Below are 17,799 nucleotides of genomic sequence, written 5' to 3' on the forward strand. Positions count from 1 at the left end.
CCCGAATACAGGCTTATGATGAAGAAGTCGGAATTGAAGTCATAATGCGGATGGAGGTTGCATCTACGATGAATCAGGAAGAGAAGGGACCAAGCCCGGACATTCATCATATAGAAGAACATCAGCTCAGTCAGGTGAAGATTACATTGTCCAATCCCTTAAGATGGGTGAACAGCTATGTGCTGCGCGGAGATGACGGTATTACTATCATCGATCCGGGGCCGCGTACGGCTGCCTCGGAGCGGGAATGGCTGGCGGGGATGGAGCAGCTCGGCTTCGGGTTCAGCGACATCGCCTCGATCGTGCTGACCCATCATCATCCGGACCACTATGGGCTTGCCGGGTGGTTTCAGGAGCGGTCAGGCGCCAAGGTGTGGATGTCAGAGCGGGCGCATCGGGAAGCGATGCTCATGTGGGGAACGGATTCCACGATGGATCACGCGCTCCCGGCGTTCTTCCGACAGCATGGCATGCCGGAAGCCAAGCTTGCCCTGCTGCCGGAGCATCTGAACGGCTTCTTCCCCCAAGTCACGCCGCAGCCGGACATATCGTTTATCGGCGAGGACCTGCCGTTCCGGATGGGCAACCGGATATGGGTGCCGGTGCAAACGGCCGGTCATGCTCCGGGACATCTGTCGTTCTTCCATGCGGAGAGCGGCATCCTGTTATGCGGCGATGCCGTGCTGCCGCAAATTTCGCCCAACGTGAGCCTGCTGCCCGGCAGCGACGCCGAGCCGCTGGCGCTTTTCCTTGCAGGGCTGCGCCGCCTGCGCGAACTGCATGTCCGGACGGCGTACCCCGGACACCGCCACCCGTTCACGCATTTCCGTGAACGGATCGATGCGCTCCTCCTCCATCACGAGGAGCGCCTGGCCTCCATCGCCGGCATGCTGAGCGCTGCCGGTCGCCTAACCGCCTTCGAGGTCTGCACCGCCCTCTTCGGCGAGAAGCTCGGCATCCACCAGCTGCGCTTCGCCATGTGCGAAGCGCTGGCCCATCTCGCCGAGCTGACCCGCCGCGGGGAAGCCGAGATGATCGAAAACGAGGACGGCATGTGTTATTTTTCTGTACGGAAACAGCCGCATTCCTGATATAATCTAGACATGAATAAAACCGTCTGCTTGTACGTTGACTTCCATCATGCGTAGAAAGGGCGGTTTTTTGTTTAATAGATTCAGAGGGTTACATTGTGGAGCATCCGTTGTCTGATATCGGCCAGCTCATTATCCCCATAACCGCCGCAATCAGAATGCTTGGCAAGTGGTTCCACGGCACGCTTTCTCAATAGAGAAAAGGCGCGTTCATACCTGAGTCGGGTGCGTTTCCCTCATTCGAGTCAGAGTTTCTCTCTCCCCGCATATAGTTGATGTACCTTGCTGTTTAAGTAAGGCATTCCCTCAAGTGCTTTTTTCTTAATCACTCATCACCATGATCGACTCCACCATATTCGTATCGAAGCGTTCCCTTGGTTCAATCCGCAATTTTCATGTTATAGGATTCGTATCTCATAAAGCCCCTAAAGGAGAATCTGTCATGAAGAAAAAAGATGTGGTCGCCATGCTGCTCGCAGGAGGTCAAGGCAAACGGCTGAAAGGCCTGACGAAGACGCTGGCCAAGCCGGCTGTTTATTTTGGGGGTACATACCGGATTATTGATTTTCCGCTGAGCAACTGCTCCCATTCGGGAATCGACACGGTCGGGGTGCTAACCCAGTATGAACCTCTGGTTCTGCATTCTTACATTGGCGTAGGAAGCGATTGGGATATGGACCGGTTAAATGGGGGCGTATTCGTGCTCCCGCCCCATGAACGCGAGGACGGGACGACCTGGTACCGCGGGACGGCGGATGCGATTTATCGGAACCTCAAGTTTATTGATCAGTACGATCCCGAGCACGTTTTGATTTTGTCGGGAGATCACATTTATAAAATGGATTACGACCGCATGCTGACTTATCACAAGGAGAAGGATGCCGATTGCACCATCTCCGTCATCGAGGTGAGCCTGGATGAAGCGAAGCGGTTCGGCATGGTGAATACGGATGAGAACTACCGGATTTTCGAGTTCGAGGAGAAGCCTGCGCACCCGAAGAGCACGACGGCATCCATGGGCGTTTATCTGTTTCGCTGGAAGCTGCTGCGATCCTATTTACTGCGGAATGCGGAGCTTCCGGATACGAGCCATGACTTTGGCAAAGACATACTGCCAAGTATGTTGGCGGACGGCAAAACGCTGTACGCTTATCCTTTTGATGGGTACTGGAAGGACGTCGGCACCATCGAGAGCCTATGGGAAGCTAACATGGATCTGCTCTGCGAGCAGCCCAAGCTGGATTTAAACGATCCCCTGTGGCGCATCTACACCCGGAACCCCAATCAGCCGGCAGAGTATATTTCACCGACCGGCGTCGTCCGGAACAGCATGATTAACGAGGGCTGCACCGTGTGCGGCGAGGTAGAGCATTCGGTACTCTTTTATGGCGTGGAGGTAGGGGAAGGCAGTGTCATTACCGATTCTGTCATCATGCCCAAGGTCCGTATCGGCAGCCATGTACGTATACACCGGGCGATTGTCACTGAGGACATGGTCATTCAAGATCATACCGTCATCGGTCCCCCTGAGGAAGATCCATCCCGGATTGTGCTGGTAAGCGGTCAAGATGAAGACGTCCTGAAGCTGCTTCAGTCGTCTTCGTCCCATAATAATCAAGGTTAGGAAGGGATTCGCAGATGAGAGAACTCATGGGTATCATTAATTTGGAGCATGAACGGGATGTGCTGAGTGAATTGACGTATTACCGGTGCGGGGCCGCTGTCCCATTTGCGGGGAGGTACCGCCTGATCGACTTCGTGATGTCCAATATGATGCATGCGGGCATTGAGGATATCGCGCTGTTCGTTCGCAGGAAATACCGGTCCCTGATGGATCATCTGGGCGAAGGCAGGCCATGGGATATGCACCGCAAGCGGGGCGGCCTGTTCATACTTCCGCCGGATTGGAATGATGAAGCGGATGTGTCCGCCGGCGAACTGCGGCATATTTATAACAATCTCGATTTTTTTGAGCGGGGAGCTGCGAAGTTTATCGTGCATTCCGGCAGCCAGCATATCAGCACGGTCGATTTGAATGAAGTGTACGAGTACCATCTGGAACAGGGGGCCGACGTGACGCTTGTTTATACAAGAGTGAATGAACCACGGGAAGAGCACCGTTCCTGCACCCGCCTGGATATCGATGAGGACGGTATGGTCACGGATATTCATTATGAACACAAGCATGATGCGGTATATATGGAAATGTTCGTGATGGAGAAAGCGCGGTTTCTCGAGATGGCCGATCATTGCATCGCCCATGGGGGCAACCATTTCTTCCGGGACGCGATCATGCGTAATCGGCACAAGCTGAACATTGCGGGATATGAATACCTTGGGTATCATGCGGTGATCAACTCGCTTGAAAGCTATTACCGTACCAGCATGAATCTGCTGAACCCGAAGACTTACGACAGCCTGTTCCGCAAGCAGGCGGTTCACACCAAGATCAAGTACGAGGTTCCTGCCAAATATTTAAATTCGGCCGATGTGAGCAACGCACTGGTAGCCAACGGCTGCCAGATTGACGGGGAAGTAAAGAACAGTATTCTGTTTCGAGGAGTACAGGTAAAACAAGGCGCAAGCATCCATAACTCCATCATCATGCAAAAATGCGTCATTGGCGAGAACGTGAGGCTGGAGAACGTCATACTCGATAAAGATGTGATCATTTCGCGGGATCATAAACTTCAAGGGGATTTTCGCAAACCATTTGTCATAGCCAAGGACATCTCGATTTGATCGCAAAATAATACGAATCCGTCAGGAGGAACTTTCTTTTGTTTAACAACAAGGAAACATTCAAGCAGGTCTTTACGGAGCAGTTGGTGAGTCGGTTGGGAAAAGGGCTGGAGGAAGCGACGGCTGAGGATGTATACAAAACACTCGGAGGGATGATCCGGGAATACGTCGGGCGGGAATGGGCGGCAGCCAACCAGATATACCGGGATACCGGGCAGAAGCAGGTATATTATTTCTCGCTTGAATTTTTGATTGGCCGGCTGATGGGGAACAATCTGCTGAACCTGGGTGTGCTGGATATGGTTCGCAGCGGCCTCCTGGACCTCGGATGGAATTTGGAAGAGATTGAGGAGCAGGAACCGGACGCAGGCCTCGGCAACGGGGGGCTCGGACGCCTTGCGGCGTGTTTTCTCGATTCGTTGGCATCGCTTAGCTATGCAGGCCATGGCTGCGGCATCCGGTATAAGTACGGATTGTTTGAACAGAAGATTATTGACGGCCATCAAGTCGAGCTGCCGGACAACTGGCTCCAGCGGGGCAACGTCTGGGAGGAACGGCGGGCTGACAAGGCGGTGGAAGTGCACTTCTGGGGCCGCGTGGAGGTGGATGTGCAGGAGGGGCGGACCGTGTTTCACACGATGGACTACGAACGGGTTCTGGCCGTACCCTACGACGTTCCGGTGATCGGGTACGGTGAGGGTCAAGTTAACACGCTGCGGCTGTGGAGCGCCGAGTCCGCTTCGGATATATCCAGAATCCGTTCGGCCAATCATCACAACAGTTATTATAAATTTTTGGAATATAACCGTTCGGTCGAATCGATATCGGAATTTTTGTACCCGGATGATTCGGCATACGAAGGCAAGCTCCTTCGACTGAAGCAGCAGTACTTCCTCTGTTCCGCAGGCGTTCAGAGCATTCTCAGAACGTTCGACAAGCAGGACCGGACGTATCATGAGATTCCCGAGCATGTCGCCATCCATATCAATGATACGCATCCGACGCTGGTGATTCCGGAGCTCATGCGGATTTTGATTGACGAGAAGGGTCTGGGCTGGGATGAGGCTTGGGACATCACAAGCCGGACCGTGTCCTACACGAACCATACCCTGCTTAGCGAAGCACTGGAAAAATGGCCTGCCGGCATGGTCAGGGAGCTGCTGCCGCGTATCTATATGATGATCGAAGAGATCAATAAACGATTTTGCGGGATGCTGCTGGAGCGTTATCCAGGCGACCATGAGCGCATATCTCAGCTCGCCATCATTGAGAGTGACCAGATTCGAATGGCCAATCTGGCGATTGTGGGAAGTTATCACGTGAATGGCGTCGCGGCACTGCATACGGAGCTGCTAAAGACCCAGGTTATGAAACTGCATTATGAGCTGTATCCTGAGCGATTCAGCAATAAAACCAACGGGATTACCCACCGGCGCTGGTTGATGCACAGCAACCCCGGCTTAAGTCAATTCATCAGCGATGGTATTGGCACTTCATGGATCACGGATCCTCATCAATTGATCCAGCTCCAGTCACTCAAGACCGACCCCGCCTTTCAGCAGGGGATTCAGCGGATCAAACGGAACAATAAAGAACGGCTTGCCGAATACATTGCGAATAAGCAAGGGATCGTGATCAATCCCGATTCCATATTCGATGTCCACGTGAAGCGGCTGCACGGTTACAAGCGGCAATTGCTGAATATTTTACGAGTGATGCACGTGTATAACGAGATTAAGGATCAGCCAAGCGCGGATCGCGTTCCCCGTACCGTCATTTTTGGGGCGAAGGCAGCGCCGGGTTACTATCTGGCAAAAAGCATCATCAAACTCATTAATGTCGTTGCCGAAGTCGTAAATAAGGATCCGCAGGTCCATGACAAACTCCAGGTGCTGTTCCTGGAAAATTACTCGGTGTCTCTGGCGGAGAAGATTATTCCCGCAGCCGATGTGAGCGAGCAGATTTCCACGGCTGGCAAGGAGGCATCCGGTACGGGAAACATGAAGTTCATGATGAACGGCGCGTTGACCATCGGCACGCTGGATGGGGCTAACGTGGAGATGTTCGAGCTGCTCGGCAATGAGAATATGTTCCTGTTCGGTTTGAAGCTGGAGGAAGTGCTCGAGTATTACAGGACGGGAGCTTATGTATCCAGGGAGCGGTATGAGCAGGATCCCAGAATCGCCCGCGTGCTGAATCAGTTAATATCCTCAGGACCGTTCTGCTGTCACGAGTTGGAGTTTGGCCAAATTCTCCAGTCCCTGCTGGATCATAACGATGAGTTTTTTGTATTGGCGGACTTTTCCAGTTATGTGGCAACCCAGTCGGAGATCGATCGTGCTTATTTGAATACCGGAGCCTGGACCGAGAAATCGATTATGAATATGGCGCACGCTGGACATTTCTCCAGCGATAACACGATTCACCGTTATGCATCCGACATCTGGAATGTTACTCCTGTTAAGGTTGGTGTGAACAGGTAATCTATCTCTATTACAAACTCTAAAAAAAGAACCCCGCCATAGGTTTGGCGGGGTTTCCATAGGTGCTCTATTGGAATGTTCTTCATCATAGCATATGATGGATGCTTGCAAAAATGACTAGATAGATTTACCGATTTACGTGAATGGACAGCCCGTTTTTTCATAGGTGAGAGGAGCCTACTTATTTATAGAAGAAACTCATCATTCCGGCCCGTAAAGATGGACGCTTTCTAACTGCAATCGTCTATGATTCTTTGAAATCACCCAGTTCGGCTTGGAATAGGTTTCGGTGAGTTCCTTCCTTCTGATAGGCAGGCAAAAAGGAGATTCGCATTCTGCGCGAATCTCCTTTTTTGGAGTGGTTTATTCTTTTGGAAGCTCTTCGGTTGTGCCGAACAGCTCGATCTCCCGCTCCGCTTGCTTGCGATGGGCGATACGGCTGCTGGCGGCCGCGGCAACCGCGCCGACGATATCGTCGAGGAAGGTATGTACACGACCGCTTGATTTATCATTCAACTGCTCAAGAATGCCGGGCTTGAGCTTATCGATATACCCGTAGTTGGTGAAGCCGATGCTTCCATAGACGTTAACGATGGAAAATGCCAGGACTTCATCCACGCCGTATAACCCTTCGTCATTGGCCAGCATTTCTTGAAGCGGGGATATGAGATTGCCTTCCTCCGCCAAAATATCTAATTGAATTCCGGTTAACACCGCGTTTTGGACTTCGCGTTTGCTGAGTACGGCATCTACGTTCTCCATGCACTCTTCCATGGTCAAGTTCGGGTAGTATTTATTTTGAAGGATCATCACCAGTTCTGCGATTTCCTCCAGCTTGATTCCACGCTGATGCAGCAGGTTCCGTGTCGCTTCCGCTACCTTTTTGCTGTTCAGACTGTATGGAATGTTTAAATCGTTTTCTGCCATGATGGAACTCACCTCATTTTCGTGGTTGATGAAGATGCTTACGACGATTGTACTTTTTTCACCCCCCCTTTGTCCAGAAAGGGCAAAACTGAGAGTTATTTTTTTGGAAAGGGCTCGTATACATAGGAGTACAACCTGTACAAAAAAATGTTAGGGAGGAACAATACATGAAACGTAGTAAACGTAATCTTCGCAGGCTTTCCGCCGCCGGGCTGCTTGCTGTTCCGATCGTGTTGTCCGGCTGCGGCGTGTTTTCCGGGAAGCAATCGGAGGCGATTGACCCGCCGCCTGCGCAAGTGGAGAAGCAGATGCTGAACACAGCCGGATCCACAGCGGCACAAGGAGACATTGGCACGCAGACAACGGTTTATCTTTCGGATGCGCGGGGAATGCTGGCACCTGTAACCTTAGGTATTCCGAAGGTAGAAGGCGCAAGCGCCGTGAAAGAATCTCTTGAAGTGCTGGTGAACGGAGGACGCTATGCGGGCTATGTTCCACAGGGATTCCAGGCGGTATTGCCTGCCGGTACGCAGATCCATAATGTGACGGTCGATCCGGAGAGCAAATTGGCCGTCGTTGAATTCAATAAATCCTTTACGGAGTATCAAGCGGCAGATGAACGAAGAATCTTGGAGGCGTTGACGTGGACGCTGACGGGACACGAAGGCATTGAGTCGATGCAGGTATGGGTGGACGGAGTCAAACTGACCGAAATGCCGGTCAATCACACGCCGCTGGACCGTCCGCTTTCACGTGCGATGGGGATCAACCTTCAAAAGGCGGATGACGCATTGTACACTTCCTCTTCGCCGGTCACCGTCTATTTCTCTGCAGTGACGCCTGAGGGCATTCAGTATTATGTACCTGTTACGAGACTTGTTCCAACCGGACAGGATGCGGTTAAGGCTGCCTTGAACGAGCTGATCCGGGGACCGCAGTACGGGGATGGGCTTGTCGAGGTCATCCCGGATGATACCACCGTTGCATCGGTCGAAAAAGGAGAGGACGGCGCTGTCACCGTATCGCTTCAGGACAGCATGTTTGAGCAGGGAGAGCAGGTTCCAACCGAACTGCTGCAGGCCGTCGTGTTAACCGTAGCCGAGAATTCGGACGATGCGAAGGTCAAAATTCGGATGAACGATCTCTCTGAGGTGGTTGGAACGGATAGCCGCAATTATAGCGAGGCTGTTAGCCGTCCGGAGTTCATTAACGAAATTTCGATTTGATGCTTCACGACTATCTTTGAAATATGCGCCGGAAAAGGTGCTTTTGTGCCTGCACTTTGGTAGAATAGGGAATGCTAATCAGGATTGCGATAAGAAGTAGGAGGCAGAAAACATGAGATCTAACGGACGTAAGAGCGATGAGCTTCGACCGATGAATTTATCGACCCATGTGAATAAATATGCGGAAGGCTCCGTGTACATCGAGATGGGAGACACCAAGGTGCTGATTACGGCGACCGTGGATGAGAAGGTTCCCCCGTTTCTGAAAGGACAAGGAAAGGGCTGGGTGACGGCTGAGTACTCCATGCTGCCGCGCGCAACACAATCCCGCAACCAACGGGAAGCCAATCGCGGTAAACTCAGTGGCCGGACGATGGAAATTCAGCGGCTGATCGGCAGAGCGCTTAGGTCTGTTGTGAATCTGCATGCTCTTGGCGAGCGGACAATTACGCTGGACTGCGATGTAATCCAGGCGGATGGCGGAACGCGGACCACCTCCATTACAGGAGCATTTGTAGCTTTAGCCATAGCGGTAAATAAAATTGCAGAACAACATAAACTGGCGGTATTTCCGATTACGGACTACCTGGCCTCCATTAGCGTGGGCATTGCAGGCGGACAGGCGCTGCTGGATCTGAACTATGAAGAGGATTCCAAAGCGAAGGTGGACATGAATCTGGTCATGACCGGAAGCGGCAACTTCGTTGAGGTCCAGGGAACTGGCGAAGAGAGCCCGTTTTCTCGCGAAGAGCTGGATCAGATCCTGGAGCTTGGTGAACAGGGAATCCGCGAGCTCATCGAGCGTCAGCAGGAAGCACTTGGCCCAATCGCAGCTAAAATCGGTTCCGTGAATGCGGGTACTGGAGTATAGTCCCATGACATTGACACTTGGAGACACGCTAATTGTAGCTACCCGCAATCAAGGGAAAGTCAAGGAATTTGCGCATGCCTTTGCTGCTTTCGGTACGGAGGTCAAGAGCATGTACGATTACCCTGATCTGCCGGATGTCGTTGAGGATGGAGCAACGTTTGCAGCCAATGCATTTAAAAAAGCCAAGGCGGTTGGCGACGCACTGGGATTGCCTGTCCTGGCTGATGATTCCGGATTATGCGTGGATGCGCTGAATGGCGCGCCCGGCGTTTATTCCGCACGATATGCCGGCGAGCACGGAGCGGACGAGGACAATAACGAGAAGCTGCTCGGTGAACTGGAACAATTAAGGCTCGGTGAGGATACGGAGCAGCCTTTGTTAAGTCCGGCCCGATTTGTCTGTGTGCTGGTGCTGTATGATCCGGTCTCCGGAGAAAAGCTTGAGGCCGAGGGGAGCGTTGAAGGCTGGATTACGTCGGATCCGTCCGGAAAGGGCGGTTTTGGCTATGACCCGCTGTTCTACCTGCCAAGCCATGAGAAGACGATGGCCGAGCTTTCCATGGAGGAGAAGCAGGAGATCAGCCATCGGGGAAATGCCCTGCGCAAGCTTGTAGCGGACTTGCAGGCGCGATAACCGAATAGGGATGCTATAAAAAGAAACCATACCGGCCTACTGCTGGTATGGTTTCTTTGATTTTTCGTAAACCATAAGGACTTAACGTATGGATACGTTATACTCTTTGAGCCAGAAATGAACCTGGGCCAGGTAGGCAAACAGCTGCGGACCGGACATCAATTGACCGAACCAAGGGAGATTGGAGGAAGCATCCGGCGAAGAAGCCAGCTCCCGGATCCGTGCCGTATCGATGAGCGGAAGCAGCGGCGAAGAAGGATCGTCCAGAATGGACAGCACCTGCGCTTTGACGGCTGCCAGATAGTTCGGATTGTGAGTTTTTGGATACGGGCTTTTTTTGCGGTACAGGACATCTTCCGGAAGCACACCTTCAAGAGCTTTGCGGAGAATGCCTTTTTCACGGTCGCCTGTCGTTTTGATGCTCCAAGGAATATTCCACACATAGTCGATCAGGCGATGATCGGTATAAGGTACGCGGACCTCCAGTCCAACGCCCATGCTCATCCGGTCCTTGCGGTCGAGGAGCGTTGGCATGAAGCGGGTGATATTGAGATAGGACATGACCCGCATTTTGGCCTGCTGCCCGGTCTCACCGTCCAGCTTCGGCACTTCGGCTACTGCATCGGCATAGCGGTCTCCGAGGTATTCCAGCGGCTTGATCCAGTCCCGAATCTCGGCAGACAGCAGTCCGGCTCTCATATCCGGGGCGACAGACCATGGGAAAGTACCGGAATTCAGCATTTCTTCCCGGTGGAACCAAGGGTACCCGCCGAATATTTCATCAGCGGCTTCACCGGATATGGCGACGGTCGCGCCTTTTTTAATCTCACGGCAGAAGAGGAGCAAGGAAGCATCAACGTCAGCCATTCCCGGAAGGTCCCGCTTCTGCGTAGAGACATCCAGCGCTTCGACCAGTTCGGGCGTGTCGAATTCGATCCAATGGTGGTTCGTGCCCAGCTCCTCGTGCATCCGTTTTATCCATGGCGCATCCGCACCCGGCTGGAAGGAATGGGATTTAAAATGTTTGTTGTTGTCCACATAATCGACGGAGTAGGTGTGCACTTGTCCTTGGCCCGTCCGCTTGTAGTAATCGACGGCAAGCGAGGAAAGCGCGCTGGAATCAAGCCCGCCGGATAACAGGGAGCAGACCGGTACATCGGATACCAGCTGACGTTCAACGGTGTCGCGCAGAAGATCGCTCAAGAAGCTTGCCGTCTGATCCGCATCATCCTCATGGGGCTTGCTTTCCAGCTTCCAGTAGGTATACTTGCGCAATCCTTCCCGGTTAAAGATCATGGCCATACCTGGACGAAGCTCTGCGATATCCTTGTAGACACCGTGTCCCGGAGTTCGCGCAGGACCGATAATAAACACTTCCGCAAGTCCCTCGGCCCCAACCACAGGCTCCACTTTCGGATGCTGAAGCAATGCTTTCGGTTCCGATCCGAATACAAGCGTTCCGTCAATGTAGCTGTAGAACAGGGGTTTTACCCCCACCCGGTCCCGAGCCAAAAATACCTGTTCCCGCACGCTGTCCCAAATCGCGAATGCAAATATTCCATTGAGGCGTTCCAGACAATCGGGGCCCCATTCGATATAGGAGACTAACAAAACTTCCGTGTCGCATTTGGTATTGAAACGATGACCGCGTCGTACCAATTCGTCTTTAAGCTCCGCAGCATTATATAATTCCCCGTTATATACAATGGCATAGACTTCCTCTTCCTGATGAATGATCATCGGCTGAGCGCCATTTTCGGGGTCGATCACGCTGAGTCTTCGGTGACCGAATGCGCACGGGTTGGAAATCCAAGTGCCGGATCCGTCAGGTCCGCGGTGAGCCAAACTTTCTGTCATTTTTACCAGCAGCTGCGAATCCTGCGTCAAATCGCCGCTCCATTGTATAAAACCGGTTATTCCGCACATGACGGTTCATCCTCTCTTTGTCTTTGTCATACGCTGTCCCATCTTTTTAATCCTACGTCGCCAAAGTGATACAGATATATGCCGAAGGAAGGCATAAAATGTCTGTCCTTTTACGAAAACTAAGAAAGAGGACGAATATCAAAGCGAAGGAGAGATGCGTCCATGAATAAGTCGACCTACTATGTTTCCGTGCAGAGCCGCTCTGTGTTGACCGAACAGGGAGCGAGCGCATATGAATGGGAGATCGAAGCAACGCCCGAAGAGGCGGATCAAGTTCGGATTGAGCTGGACATGATGCAGGAGAAGGACGAAGAAATGACAGGGTACTTGTTTCCTTGGCCGGATACACCGCAACAAAACTCCAATGCCCTGTTTCAATCCTCCCTGGACAAGGTGTACCGGACCATCTACGAATTAGGAACACCGGCCACTCGCCAGCAAATGGAAGAGCTCCGATTGCTCTCCGATTTGACATGAAAACAATAAGGATCGTGCAGTCCCTGCACATCTTGATGAAGGAGAATGTATGATGTATGCAATCAGAGATGCAAAAATTCGCCGGATTACGGAAGTAAATGGCGCCCCTTGCGCTGAGGTTGAGGTCTATCCAGCAGCGGAAGGAGAAAGTGCATTGCTGGCTTATCTGACGCCATCTTCCCCGCTGGGAGGCTATGAGCTGGTGAAAATCGTGCGCAGCAACGCCAGCATGGAGGTGGATTGGTTCGACAACAGCATGCATGATGCCTTTGTTGATGCCACGGACGAAGCGTTCGAGAACACTGTTCAATCCACCGCGGAGGAAGACCGGGATGCATTCAAGCAGCAGCTGCTTTCTACAGGCCAGCTATATGAGCAGCTGAACCAGCGGCTCAGCGAAGGCCCCCAATATTTTTAGAGATATACAAAGAGCGAAGAGATCTGTCCGATTCCCATCGGCAGATCTCTATTTTGTATGCTCTGGTTAATGCCGCAATACCATCCTTTCATATATAAAAGAACTTCAGTTATGTCTGTGCTTTCGAATGATATCCTCGTCTAGTTCCATAAAAGGCCATGCAGGATATTCCACCGGCAAACGGCTTACTTCATCCAGTTGAGAAAGCTCGGCTTCATCCAGCATTAACCCGCTCGCTCCCAAACTATCTTGCAGCTGGTCTGTACGCTTAGCTCCTACGATAACGGTGGTGACCGCTTGTTGATGAAGGAGCCACGCAAGTGAAATTTGGGCGACAGTGGCCTCATGGGCTCGCGCAATATCTTGAAGCACATCGAGAATCGGGTATACCTGCTCCGTATCAATCGGTGGAAAAGCCAATTTAGTGTGGCGGTCCTCGGAGCTTCCTTGATGCTCACGCGTATATTTACCGGTCAAAAACCCGCCCGCTAACGGGCTCCAGACGATTAGCCCCATTTGCTGATCCCTTAAGGCAGGGATAATCTCCCTTTCGATCTCCCTTGCGGCGAGTGAATAATACGATTGGCTGCTTTTGAAATGATGCAAACCGTGTAAGTTAGAGATGCCGCGGGTTTTCATGATTTCCCAACCGGTCATGTTGGAATTGCCGATGTACCGGATTTTTCCGCTGCGGACCAGGTCATCCAGCGCACGGAGTGTTTCCTCCCAATCGGTTAATTGATCCGGATTATGAATTTGATATAAGTCAATATAATCGGTATTTAGGCGCTTAAGGCTTTCTTCTACCTGACGAATGATATGCAGCCGTGAAAGTCCGATATCATTGGGGCCCGGACCTGTTCGCGCACGAACTTTCGTTGCAATCAATGCTTGATGCCGTTTGGATTTTAGTGTTTTGCCGAGAATCTCTTCAGCGCGGCCCTCAGCGTAAGCATTGGCGGTATCAAAAAAATTGACACCTGCATCCAGCGCCAGATCTACGAGATATCCTGCTTCCTTCTCGTCCAGTGTGCCGAACATTCCCCACTTGGCCCCTCCGCCAAACGTCATCGTGCCGAGTCCAATCTCTGATACCAGCACACCTGTATTACCAAGTAAATTGTATTTCATCTCTTTTCAGCCTCCTATCAGTTGTTTTACACTAAGGGAGACGTCGGTCTGTTGGAATGGACGCAAAAATCACGCGAATTATTTTTTTGAATATGCCGGAGGTGAGCTTTCTGATGGATGCAGCAGCCATTTGGACGGAGTACCATGAGCCTGTCAAACGGTTTGTCATGACTAGGATTCGGGAGCGGGCTGATGTGGATGATATTGTGCAGAATGTGTTTATGAAGGTCCACACCCATGTCTCTGATTTAAAGGATGAGGAGAAACGGGGTCCCTGGATATTTCAGATTGCCCGCAACAGCATCGTGGATCATTACAGGAAAATTCGGCCTGGAGAAGAACTGCCGGAACAGTTATCTGTTGTCGATGAATATACAGAGATGGATTATGATCAAGAAGTGATTGCCTGCTTTCAGTCCGTGCTGCCGTGCCTGCCGGATAAATATCGAGAAGCTCTTGAATTGACCGAATATAAAGGCATGTCGCAAAAGGAATTGAGTGAACATTTGGGGATATCCTACTCCGGTGCCAAATCAAGAGTGCAGCGTGGGAGAGAGATGATGAAAGAGCTGCTTACAGGCTGCTGCCATATTGAATCGGACGCATACGGGAATATCGTGGATTTTCGGATCGTGTATGACGAACCGCAGCCGATAAAAAAAGGTATGAAAAAGTAAAGCTTGGTGTTTTCACCAAGCTTTTTCTTTTGGATCTAAATGCTAATCTGCCAGCAGCGGACCTATTATTGTGATCTAATAAATGATAATAATCCTATATAAACAATAGTGTGTTTACGTAGTTCTGCAAAATATGTCGAAAAAAGATAGGAGTCTTGTCGATTCCGATTTAGCTTCGGTAGGGAGTATGGACCACCCGGAACTCTTGATTATGAAAGAGATACAAATAGGGCTTTCCCTCTATATGATTACTGGAGAATCATCCCTATAATGTTGGATTAGCGTCAACTTCTAACATACTAGACAAGGGGAGATTGAAATTGGGTAGATTGAATAAACATATGGTCAAGCTGTGGGGAGCGGGTGTCCTGGCGTTGTCGCTTACATTGGGCTCCGTCCAAATGCCGGTAAGCGCGGAACCCGTACAGAGCGTCACGGTTCTGGAGTCCACGCATGAGCTGGTGAACGGCAAGATGCGCGTAACTGCGGATATTCGCAACGGAGGAACCGGTGCGGAAGCAGGATTCTATGTCGTGGGTTATGATGAAAGCGGCAAAGCGCTTGAGGTTGTCGGTGATTCCGAATATATGATGAGTGACGAAATCGGTACATATGAAGTGGATCTGGACAGCGGCAGCCGTGTTAAGCAGGTGGAAGTCGTTCCTGCAGGACCCGCAGGCGATCAAGCACAGCTGCTGGCTTCAGGTTACTATACGAATACCAACGTGATCAACGTATCGGGCGTCGTGCAGAATTCAACGGTCGGGCACAATGTAGGCATGCTCGCGATAGGTTATGATGCTTCCGGTAAGGCGGTTGAAGTGACATCAGCGGACAGCTATTTTGGCGGCAGTGATGTCGGCACCTTCGTCGTACAGCTGAAAGCAGCGAAACTGATCAAAAGCGTAAAGGTATCCGTTATCGATCCGGTTGAAGATGCCGTGAAGCTGCTTCAAACAGGCAGCCGCCTGGAGAACGGAAAGCTTGTCGTTACCGGCTCGATTCAGAACCGGAATAAAGGCGGACAAGCCGGCGTGATTGTTGTCGGCAGCAACGGCAGCGGCAAGGTTTTGGAAGTCAATACGACCTCGGGATACCTTTCATCTAACGAAATCGCGAATTTTCAGGCTGAGCTGGAAGTAGGCAAAGCCATCAGCGATCTCAAGGTGTTCCTGACAGGAAACAGCCAGACTCCGAAAATCATAGCCGAGGGCAGAACGACCATCAACAATAAACTTGTCGTTACGATCGGTGTGGAGAACGGGGATGTGTCCCAACGAATGACCGTGAAATCAACGGCGTATGATGCGAAGGGGCGCTCCTTGGGGACGGATACGGATTCCATGTTCATGACAGCCAATGAAACGACGACTCTGCGCATTGATTATGATACGCGTGTCAAAAGTGTGAAGCTTAAATATTATGACCAGTCCGGCAAAGAAATCGGAGAGGCGCCGATCCGCATCAAAATCAACGGCCAACTCCAATCCTATGCACAGTCACCGGTCATGGTAGGGGGAAGCGTTCTTGTCCCTATGCGCCCGATCTTCGAATCCCTCGATGCCTCGGTCAAATGGGATCAAAAGACGCAAAGCGTTTCTTCCAGCAAAGGATCTACCCAGATCAAGCTGAAGATGGGCTCCAAGCAAGCGGTTGTTAACGGGAAAAATGTCGCACTGGATTCGGCGCCACGGATGGTGAAAGGCACCACGATGGTACCGCTTCGTTTTGTGGCATCCGCGCTCGGCTGTGAAGTGAAGTGGGACGGCAATGAAAAAATGGTACTGATTACAACGAAATAACACAACAAGGACCATGCGGTTAAGCGCATGGTCCTTTTAAAATGAAAAATGCTCAATAAGCATACTCCCTCAGCACTTGAATACCCATGATCACGTTATAAACAAATGCCCCGAAGTAGATAATGCCGAACAGGATAAGGTATCCGATGACGGAACCGAAGGACCCTGAGGTTACGGCCATGTAAATCAGAGGTATCGCTGCTATGACGGGGAATATGTGGGAGAACAGGGCGCGACGGGCGTGCTTGGCAACATAGGCGTCCGGGGAAAAAATCCATACGATGACAGGAAGGATGAAGGGTGCAAAGAAGATGCTGAAATACGATAATGAGGATAAAAGCTGTCTCATGATATCACGCTCCTGAAGTCATTTTCATGATATACATATTACCCAGTAAGCCCGCTCCTGATTCTGTTCTGAACCATTCCGAAAAAAAGTTCTTTGAAAAATACAAAAGATGCGATATAATATACTTCGTTACTGTTTAAAAGATTTTCATACATATATGTCCCAGTAGCTCAGCTGGATAGAGCAACGGCCTTCTAAGCCGTCGGTCAGGGGTTCGAATCCCTTCTGGGACGTAAAAGAAAGAAGCTGCCAATCCTGGCAGCTTCTTTGCGTATTCCAGAAGGGTAATGAACCCCAACTTTGGGGTTCGTCGGAGCATAGGCTTCGGGAGGAATACTTCGCAGTCGGCCTGGAAGGCCGTCCCCCGACTGGGACAAAACGTCCCGTGAGGATGAGAATCCCAATTAGGGTACGCCTGCGCTAAACTTCGTAAGGATTACATCGCAGTCGGCCTAAAAGGCCGTACCCCGACAGGGACGGGAGCGTCCTGATATAGCTTATGTTGGAGAAGTTTCTGACATCCTAGCGTTTTCGTCTTATAATAGAAGGAAAAAGTATTTTACGAACTATATTGAGGAGGCATCGAGCTTGCAGCTTACTAAAATATCACAGAATACCGCCATTTTATTGGAGCATGCCAGAAAATCGGGGCTGACTTCCTCCGAACTGCTGGAGGCTGTGCGCTCGGGTGAGGTAGACAGATTCCAAGTTGCGAACAATGGTCATTTTCACTACGAGGAACTGTTTTCTTATGCAAACGAGCATGGGGAAGATTTGGAGAAGGCCGTCAGCGCGGGATACAAAATTACGTTTAATACCCGCAACGGGTTGAAGATCTGGCTGGAGGAAGCCTTCCGCATCAGCTCGGAATCCGATTTTAGTGTAGGTGAAGGCATTATTGAGGGGCTGAAGCTCCAAGAGGAGCAGGTCGCTCGCTTGAAAGAAGCGTTGGCTGTCAATTGGACCCTGCAGGAAGAGCCGGCAGCAGATGGCGTCCAGGTCAGACTGGCCGTCAGAGGGTTGCAATAATATAAGATAGCCACCG

At 51.2% G+C, this 17,799-nt stretch carries 16 protein-coding genes and 1 tRNA gene; 13 read left to right on the forward strand and 4 right to left on the reverse strand.

Going from position 1 to position 17,799, the window contains the following annotated elements; translation table 11 throughout:
* Nucleotides 1–68: 68 nt before the first annotated feature.
* The 4 genes from OHJ21_RS27570 to OHJ21_RS27585 all read left to right on the forward strand — a co-directional run bounded on the left by OHJ21_RS27570 (nucleotide 69) and on the right by OHJ21_RS27585 (nucleotide 6,316).
* Nucleotides 69–1,091 carry an MBL fold metallo-hydrolase gene (locus tag OHJ21_RS27570; RefSeq protein ID WP_100540776.1) on the forward strand — a complete coding sequence of 341 codons (1,023 nt, stop codon included), beginning with the start codon at nucleotides 69–71 and terminating at the stop codon, nucleotides 1,089–1,091.
* A gap of 442 nt (nucleotides 1,092–1,533) precedes the next feature.
* Nucleotides 1,534–2,715: a glucose-1-phosphate adenylyltransferase gene (locus OHJ21_RS27575; protein WP_100540777.1), complete on the forward strand. Its 1,182-nt coding sequence runs from the start codon at nucleotides 1,534–1,536 to the stop codon at nucleotides 2,713–2,715.
* Between the two features lie 14 nt (nucleotides 2,716–2,729).
* The gene (glgD, locus tag OHJ21_RS27580; protein ID WP_100540778.1) at nucleotides 2,730–3,833 is read left to right on the forward strand and encodes a glucose-1-phosphate adenylyltransferase subunit GlgD; all 1,104 of its coding nucleotides are present in this window, start codon (nucleotides 2,730–2,732) and stop codon (nucleotides 3,831–3,833) included.
* Nucleotides 3,834–3,871: 38 nt separating this feature from the next.
* On the forward strand, nucleotides 3,872–6,316 hold the full coding sequence (locus OHJ21_RS27585) for a glycogen/starch/alpha-glucan phosphorylase (protein ID WP_100540779.1): 2,445 nt from the start codon (nucleotides 3,872–3,874) through the stop codon (nucleotides 6,314–6,316).
* A 363-nt stretch (nucleotides 6,317–6,679) separates the two neighbouring features.
* Here OHJ21_RS27585 and OHJ21_RS27590 read toward each other — a convergent pair whose 3' ends face one another.
* The gene (locus OHJ21_RS27590) at nucleotides 6,680–7,243 is read right to left on the reverse strand and encodes a phosphatidylglycerophosphatase A family protein (RefSeq protein WP_100540780.1); all 564 of its coding nucleotides are present in this window, start codon (nucleotides 7,241–7,243) and stop codon (nucleotides 6,680–6,682) included.
* A gap of 167 nt (nucleotides 7,244–7,410) precedes the next feature.
* Here OHJ21_RS27590 and OHJ21_RS27595 point away from each other — a divergent pair, with 167 nt between their 5' ends.
* From OHJ21_RS27595 to OHJ21_RS27605, 3 genes are all read left to right on the forward strand, one after another.
* A complete protein-coding gene (locus OHJ21_RS27595) occupies nucleotides 7,411–8,469 on the forward strand; it encodes a GerMN domain-containing protein (protein ID WP_100540781.1) in 1,059 nt (352 codons plus the stop codon).
* Nucleotides 8,470–8,581: 112 nt separating this feature from the next.
* Nucleotides 8,582–9,340, forward strand: coding sequence for a ribonuclease PH (gene rph, locus OHJ21_RS27600; RefSeq protein WP_100540782.1), 759 nt, complete (start codon nucleotides 8,582–8,584; stop codon nucleotides 9,338–9,340).
* 4 nt (nucleotides 9,341–9,344) lie between these two features.
* A complete protein-coding gene (locus OHJ21_RS27605; protein WP_100540783.1) occupies nucleotides 9,345–9,974 on the forward strand; it encodes an XTP/dITP diphosphatase in 630 nt (209 codons plus the stop codon).
* A gap of 81 nt (nucleotides 9,975–10,055) precedes the next feature.
* On the opposite strand, the gene asnB is transcribed toward OHJ21_RS27605, so the two are convergent.
* Entirely contained in the window at nucleotides 10,056–11,900 is a 1,845-nt protein-coding gene (gene asnB / locus OHJ21_RS27610) for an asparagine synthase (glutamine-hydrolyzing) (protein WP_486021656.1), read from the reverse strand.
* A 162-nt stretch (nucleotides 11,901–12,062) separates the two neighbouring features.
* Here asnB and OHJ21_RS27615 point away from each other — a divergent pair, with 162 nt between their 5' ends.
* Together OHJ21_RS27615 and OHJ21_RS27620 are read left to right on the forward strand one after the other, a co-directional pair.
* Nucleotides 12,063–12,377, forward strand: a complete 315-nt coding sequence (locus tag OHJ21_RS27615) for a hypothetical protein (protein WP_100540785.1) — start codon at nucleotides 12,063–12,065, stop codon at nucleotides 12,375–12,377.
* Between the two features lie 52 nt (nucleotides 12,378–12,429).
* Nucleotides 12,430–12,795 (forward strand): hypothetical protein, encoded by a 366-nt coding sequence (locus OHJ21_RS27620; RefSeq protein ID WP_326115350.1) that lies wholly within the window; start codon nucleotides 12,430–12,432, stop codon nucleotides 12,793–12,795.
* A 105-nt stretch (nucleotides 12,796–12,900) separates the two neighbouring features.
* Here OHJ21_RS27620 and OHJ21_RS27625 read toward each other — a convergent pair whose 3' ends face one another.
* Complete coding sequence (locus tag OHJ21_RS27625; RefSeq protein ID WP_486021658.1) at nucleotides 12,901–13,926, reverse strand: aldo/keto reductase; 1,026 nt, start codon at nucleotides 13,924–13,926, stop codon at nucleotides 12,901–12,903.
* A 113-nt stretch (nucleotides 13,927–14,039) separates the two neighbouring features.
* Here OHJ21_RS27625 and sigZ point away from each other — a divergent pair, with 113 nt between their 5' ends.
* Nucleotides 14,040–14,603, forward strand: a complete 564-nt coding sequence (sigZ, locus tag OHJ21_RS27630; RefSeq protein WP_100540863.1) for an RNA polymerase sigma factor SigZ — start codon at nucleotides 14,040–14,042, stop codon at nucleotides 14,601–14,603.
* Nucleotides 14,604–14,944: 341 nt separating this feature from the next.
* Nucleotides 14,945–16,405, forward strand: coding sequence for a copper amine oxidase N-terminal domain-containing protein (locus OHJ21_RS27635; RefSeq protein WP_486021660.1), 1,461 nt, complete (start codon nucleotides 14,945–14,947; stop codon nucleotides 16,403–16,405).
* A gap of 52 nt (nucleotides 16,406–16,457) precedes the next feature.
* On the opposite strand, the gene OHJ21_RS27640 is transcribed toward OHJ21_RS27635, so the two are convergent.
* The gene (locus OHJ21_RS27640; RefSeq protein ID WP_100540788.1) at nucleotides 16,458–16,754 is read right to left on the reverse strand and encodes a magnetosome magnetite crystal formation protein family; all 297 of its coding nucleotides are present in this window, start codon (nucleotides 16,752–16,754) and stop codon (nucleotides 16,458–16,460) included.
* A 159-nt stretch (nucleotides 16,755–16,913) separates the two neighbouring features.
* On the opposite strand from OHJ21_RS27640, the gene OHJ21_RS27645 reads away from it, so the two are divergent.
* Both OHJ21_RS27645 and OHJ21_RS27650 read left to right on the forward strand, forming a co-directional pair.
* Nucleotides 16,914–16,987 (forward strand) — tRNA-Arg (locus tag OHJ21_RS27645).
* A gap of 355 nt (nucleotides 16,988–17,342) precedes the next feature.
* A complete protein-coding gene (locus OHJ21_RS27650; protein ID WP_100540789.1) occupies nucleotides 17,343–17,783 on the forward strand; it encodes a hypothetical protein in 441 nt (146 codons plus the stop codon).
* The last annotated feature ends 16 nt before the right edge of the window (nucleotides 17,784–17,799 follow it).

This window comes from Virgibacillus sp. LDC1 (assembly GCF_025792345.1).
Lineage (GTDB): Bacteria > Bacillota > Bacilli > Paenibacillales > Paenibacillaceae > Paenibacillus_AQ > Paenibacillus_AQ lautus.

Excerpts from the sequence above, each read along its gene's own strand:
- OHJ21_RS27570 (WP_100540776.1), top strand. The coding sequence starts at position 69 with ATGAATCAGGAAGAGAAGGGACCAAGCCCGGACATTCATCATATAGAA.
- OHJ21_RS27575 (WP_100540777.1), top strand. The coding sequence starts at position 1,534 with ATGAAGAAAAAAGATGTGGTCGCCATGCTGCTCGCAGGAGGTCAAGGC.
- glgD (WP_100540778.1), top strand. The coding sequence starts at position 2,730 with ATGAGAGAACTCATGGGTATCATTAATTTGGAGCATGAACGGGATGTG.
- OHJ21_RS27590 (WP_100540780.1), bottom strand. The coding sequence starts at position 7,243 with ATGGCAGAAAACGATTTAAACATTCCATACAGTCTGAACAGCAAAAAG.
- OHJ21_RS27595 (WP_100540781.1), top strand. The coding sequence starts at position 7,411 with ATGAAACGTAGTAAACGTAATCTTCGCAGGCTTTCCGCCGCCGGGCTG.
- rph (WP_100540782.1), top strand. The coding sequence starts at position 8,582 with ATGAGATCTAACGGACGTAAGAGCGATGAGCTTCGACCGATGAATTTA.
- OHJ21_RS27605 (WP_100540783.1), top strand. The coding sequence starts at position 9,345 with ATGACATTGACACTTGGAGACACGCTAATTGTAGCTACCCGCAATCAA.
- asnB (WP_486021656.1), bottom strand. The coding sequence starts at position 11,900 with ATGTGCGGAATAACCGGTTTTATACAATGGAGCGGCGATTTGACGCAG.
- OHJ21_RS27615 (WP_100540785.1), top strand. The coding sequence starts at position 12,063 with ATGAATAAGTCGACCTACTATGTTTCCGTGCAGAGCCGCTCTGTGTTG.
- OHJ21_RS27620 (WP_326115350.1), top strand. The coding sequence starts at position 12,430 with ATGTATGCAATCAGAGATGCAAAAATTCGCCGGATTACGGAAGTAAAT.
- OHJ21_RS27625 (WP_486021658.1), bottom strand. The coding sequence starts at position 13,926 with ATGAAATACAATTTACTTGGTAATACAGGTGTGCTGGTATCAGAGATT.
- sigZ (WP_100540863.1), top strand. The coding sequence starts at position 14,040 with ATGGATGCAGCAGCCATTTGGACGGAGTACCATGAGCCTGTCAAACGG.
- OHJ21_RS27635 (WP_486021660.1), top strand. The coding sequence starts at position 14,945 with ATGGTCAAGCTGTGGGGAGCGGGTGTCCTGGCGTTGTCGCTTACATTG.
- OHJ21_RS27640 (WP_100540788.1), bottom strand. The coding sequence starts at position 16,754 with ATGAGACAGCTTTTATCCTCATTATCGTATTTCAGCATCTTCTTTGCA.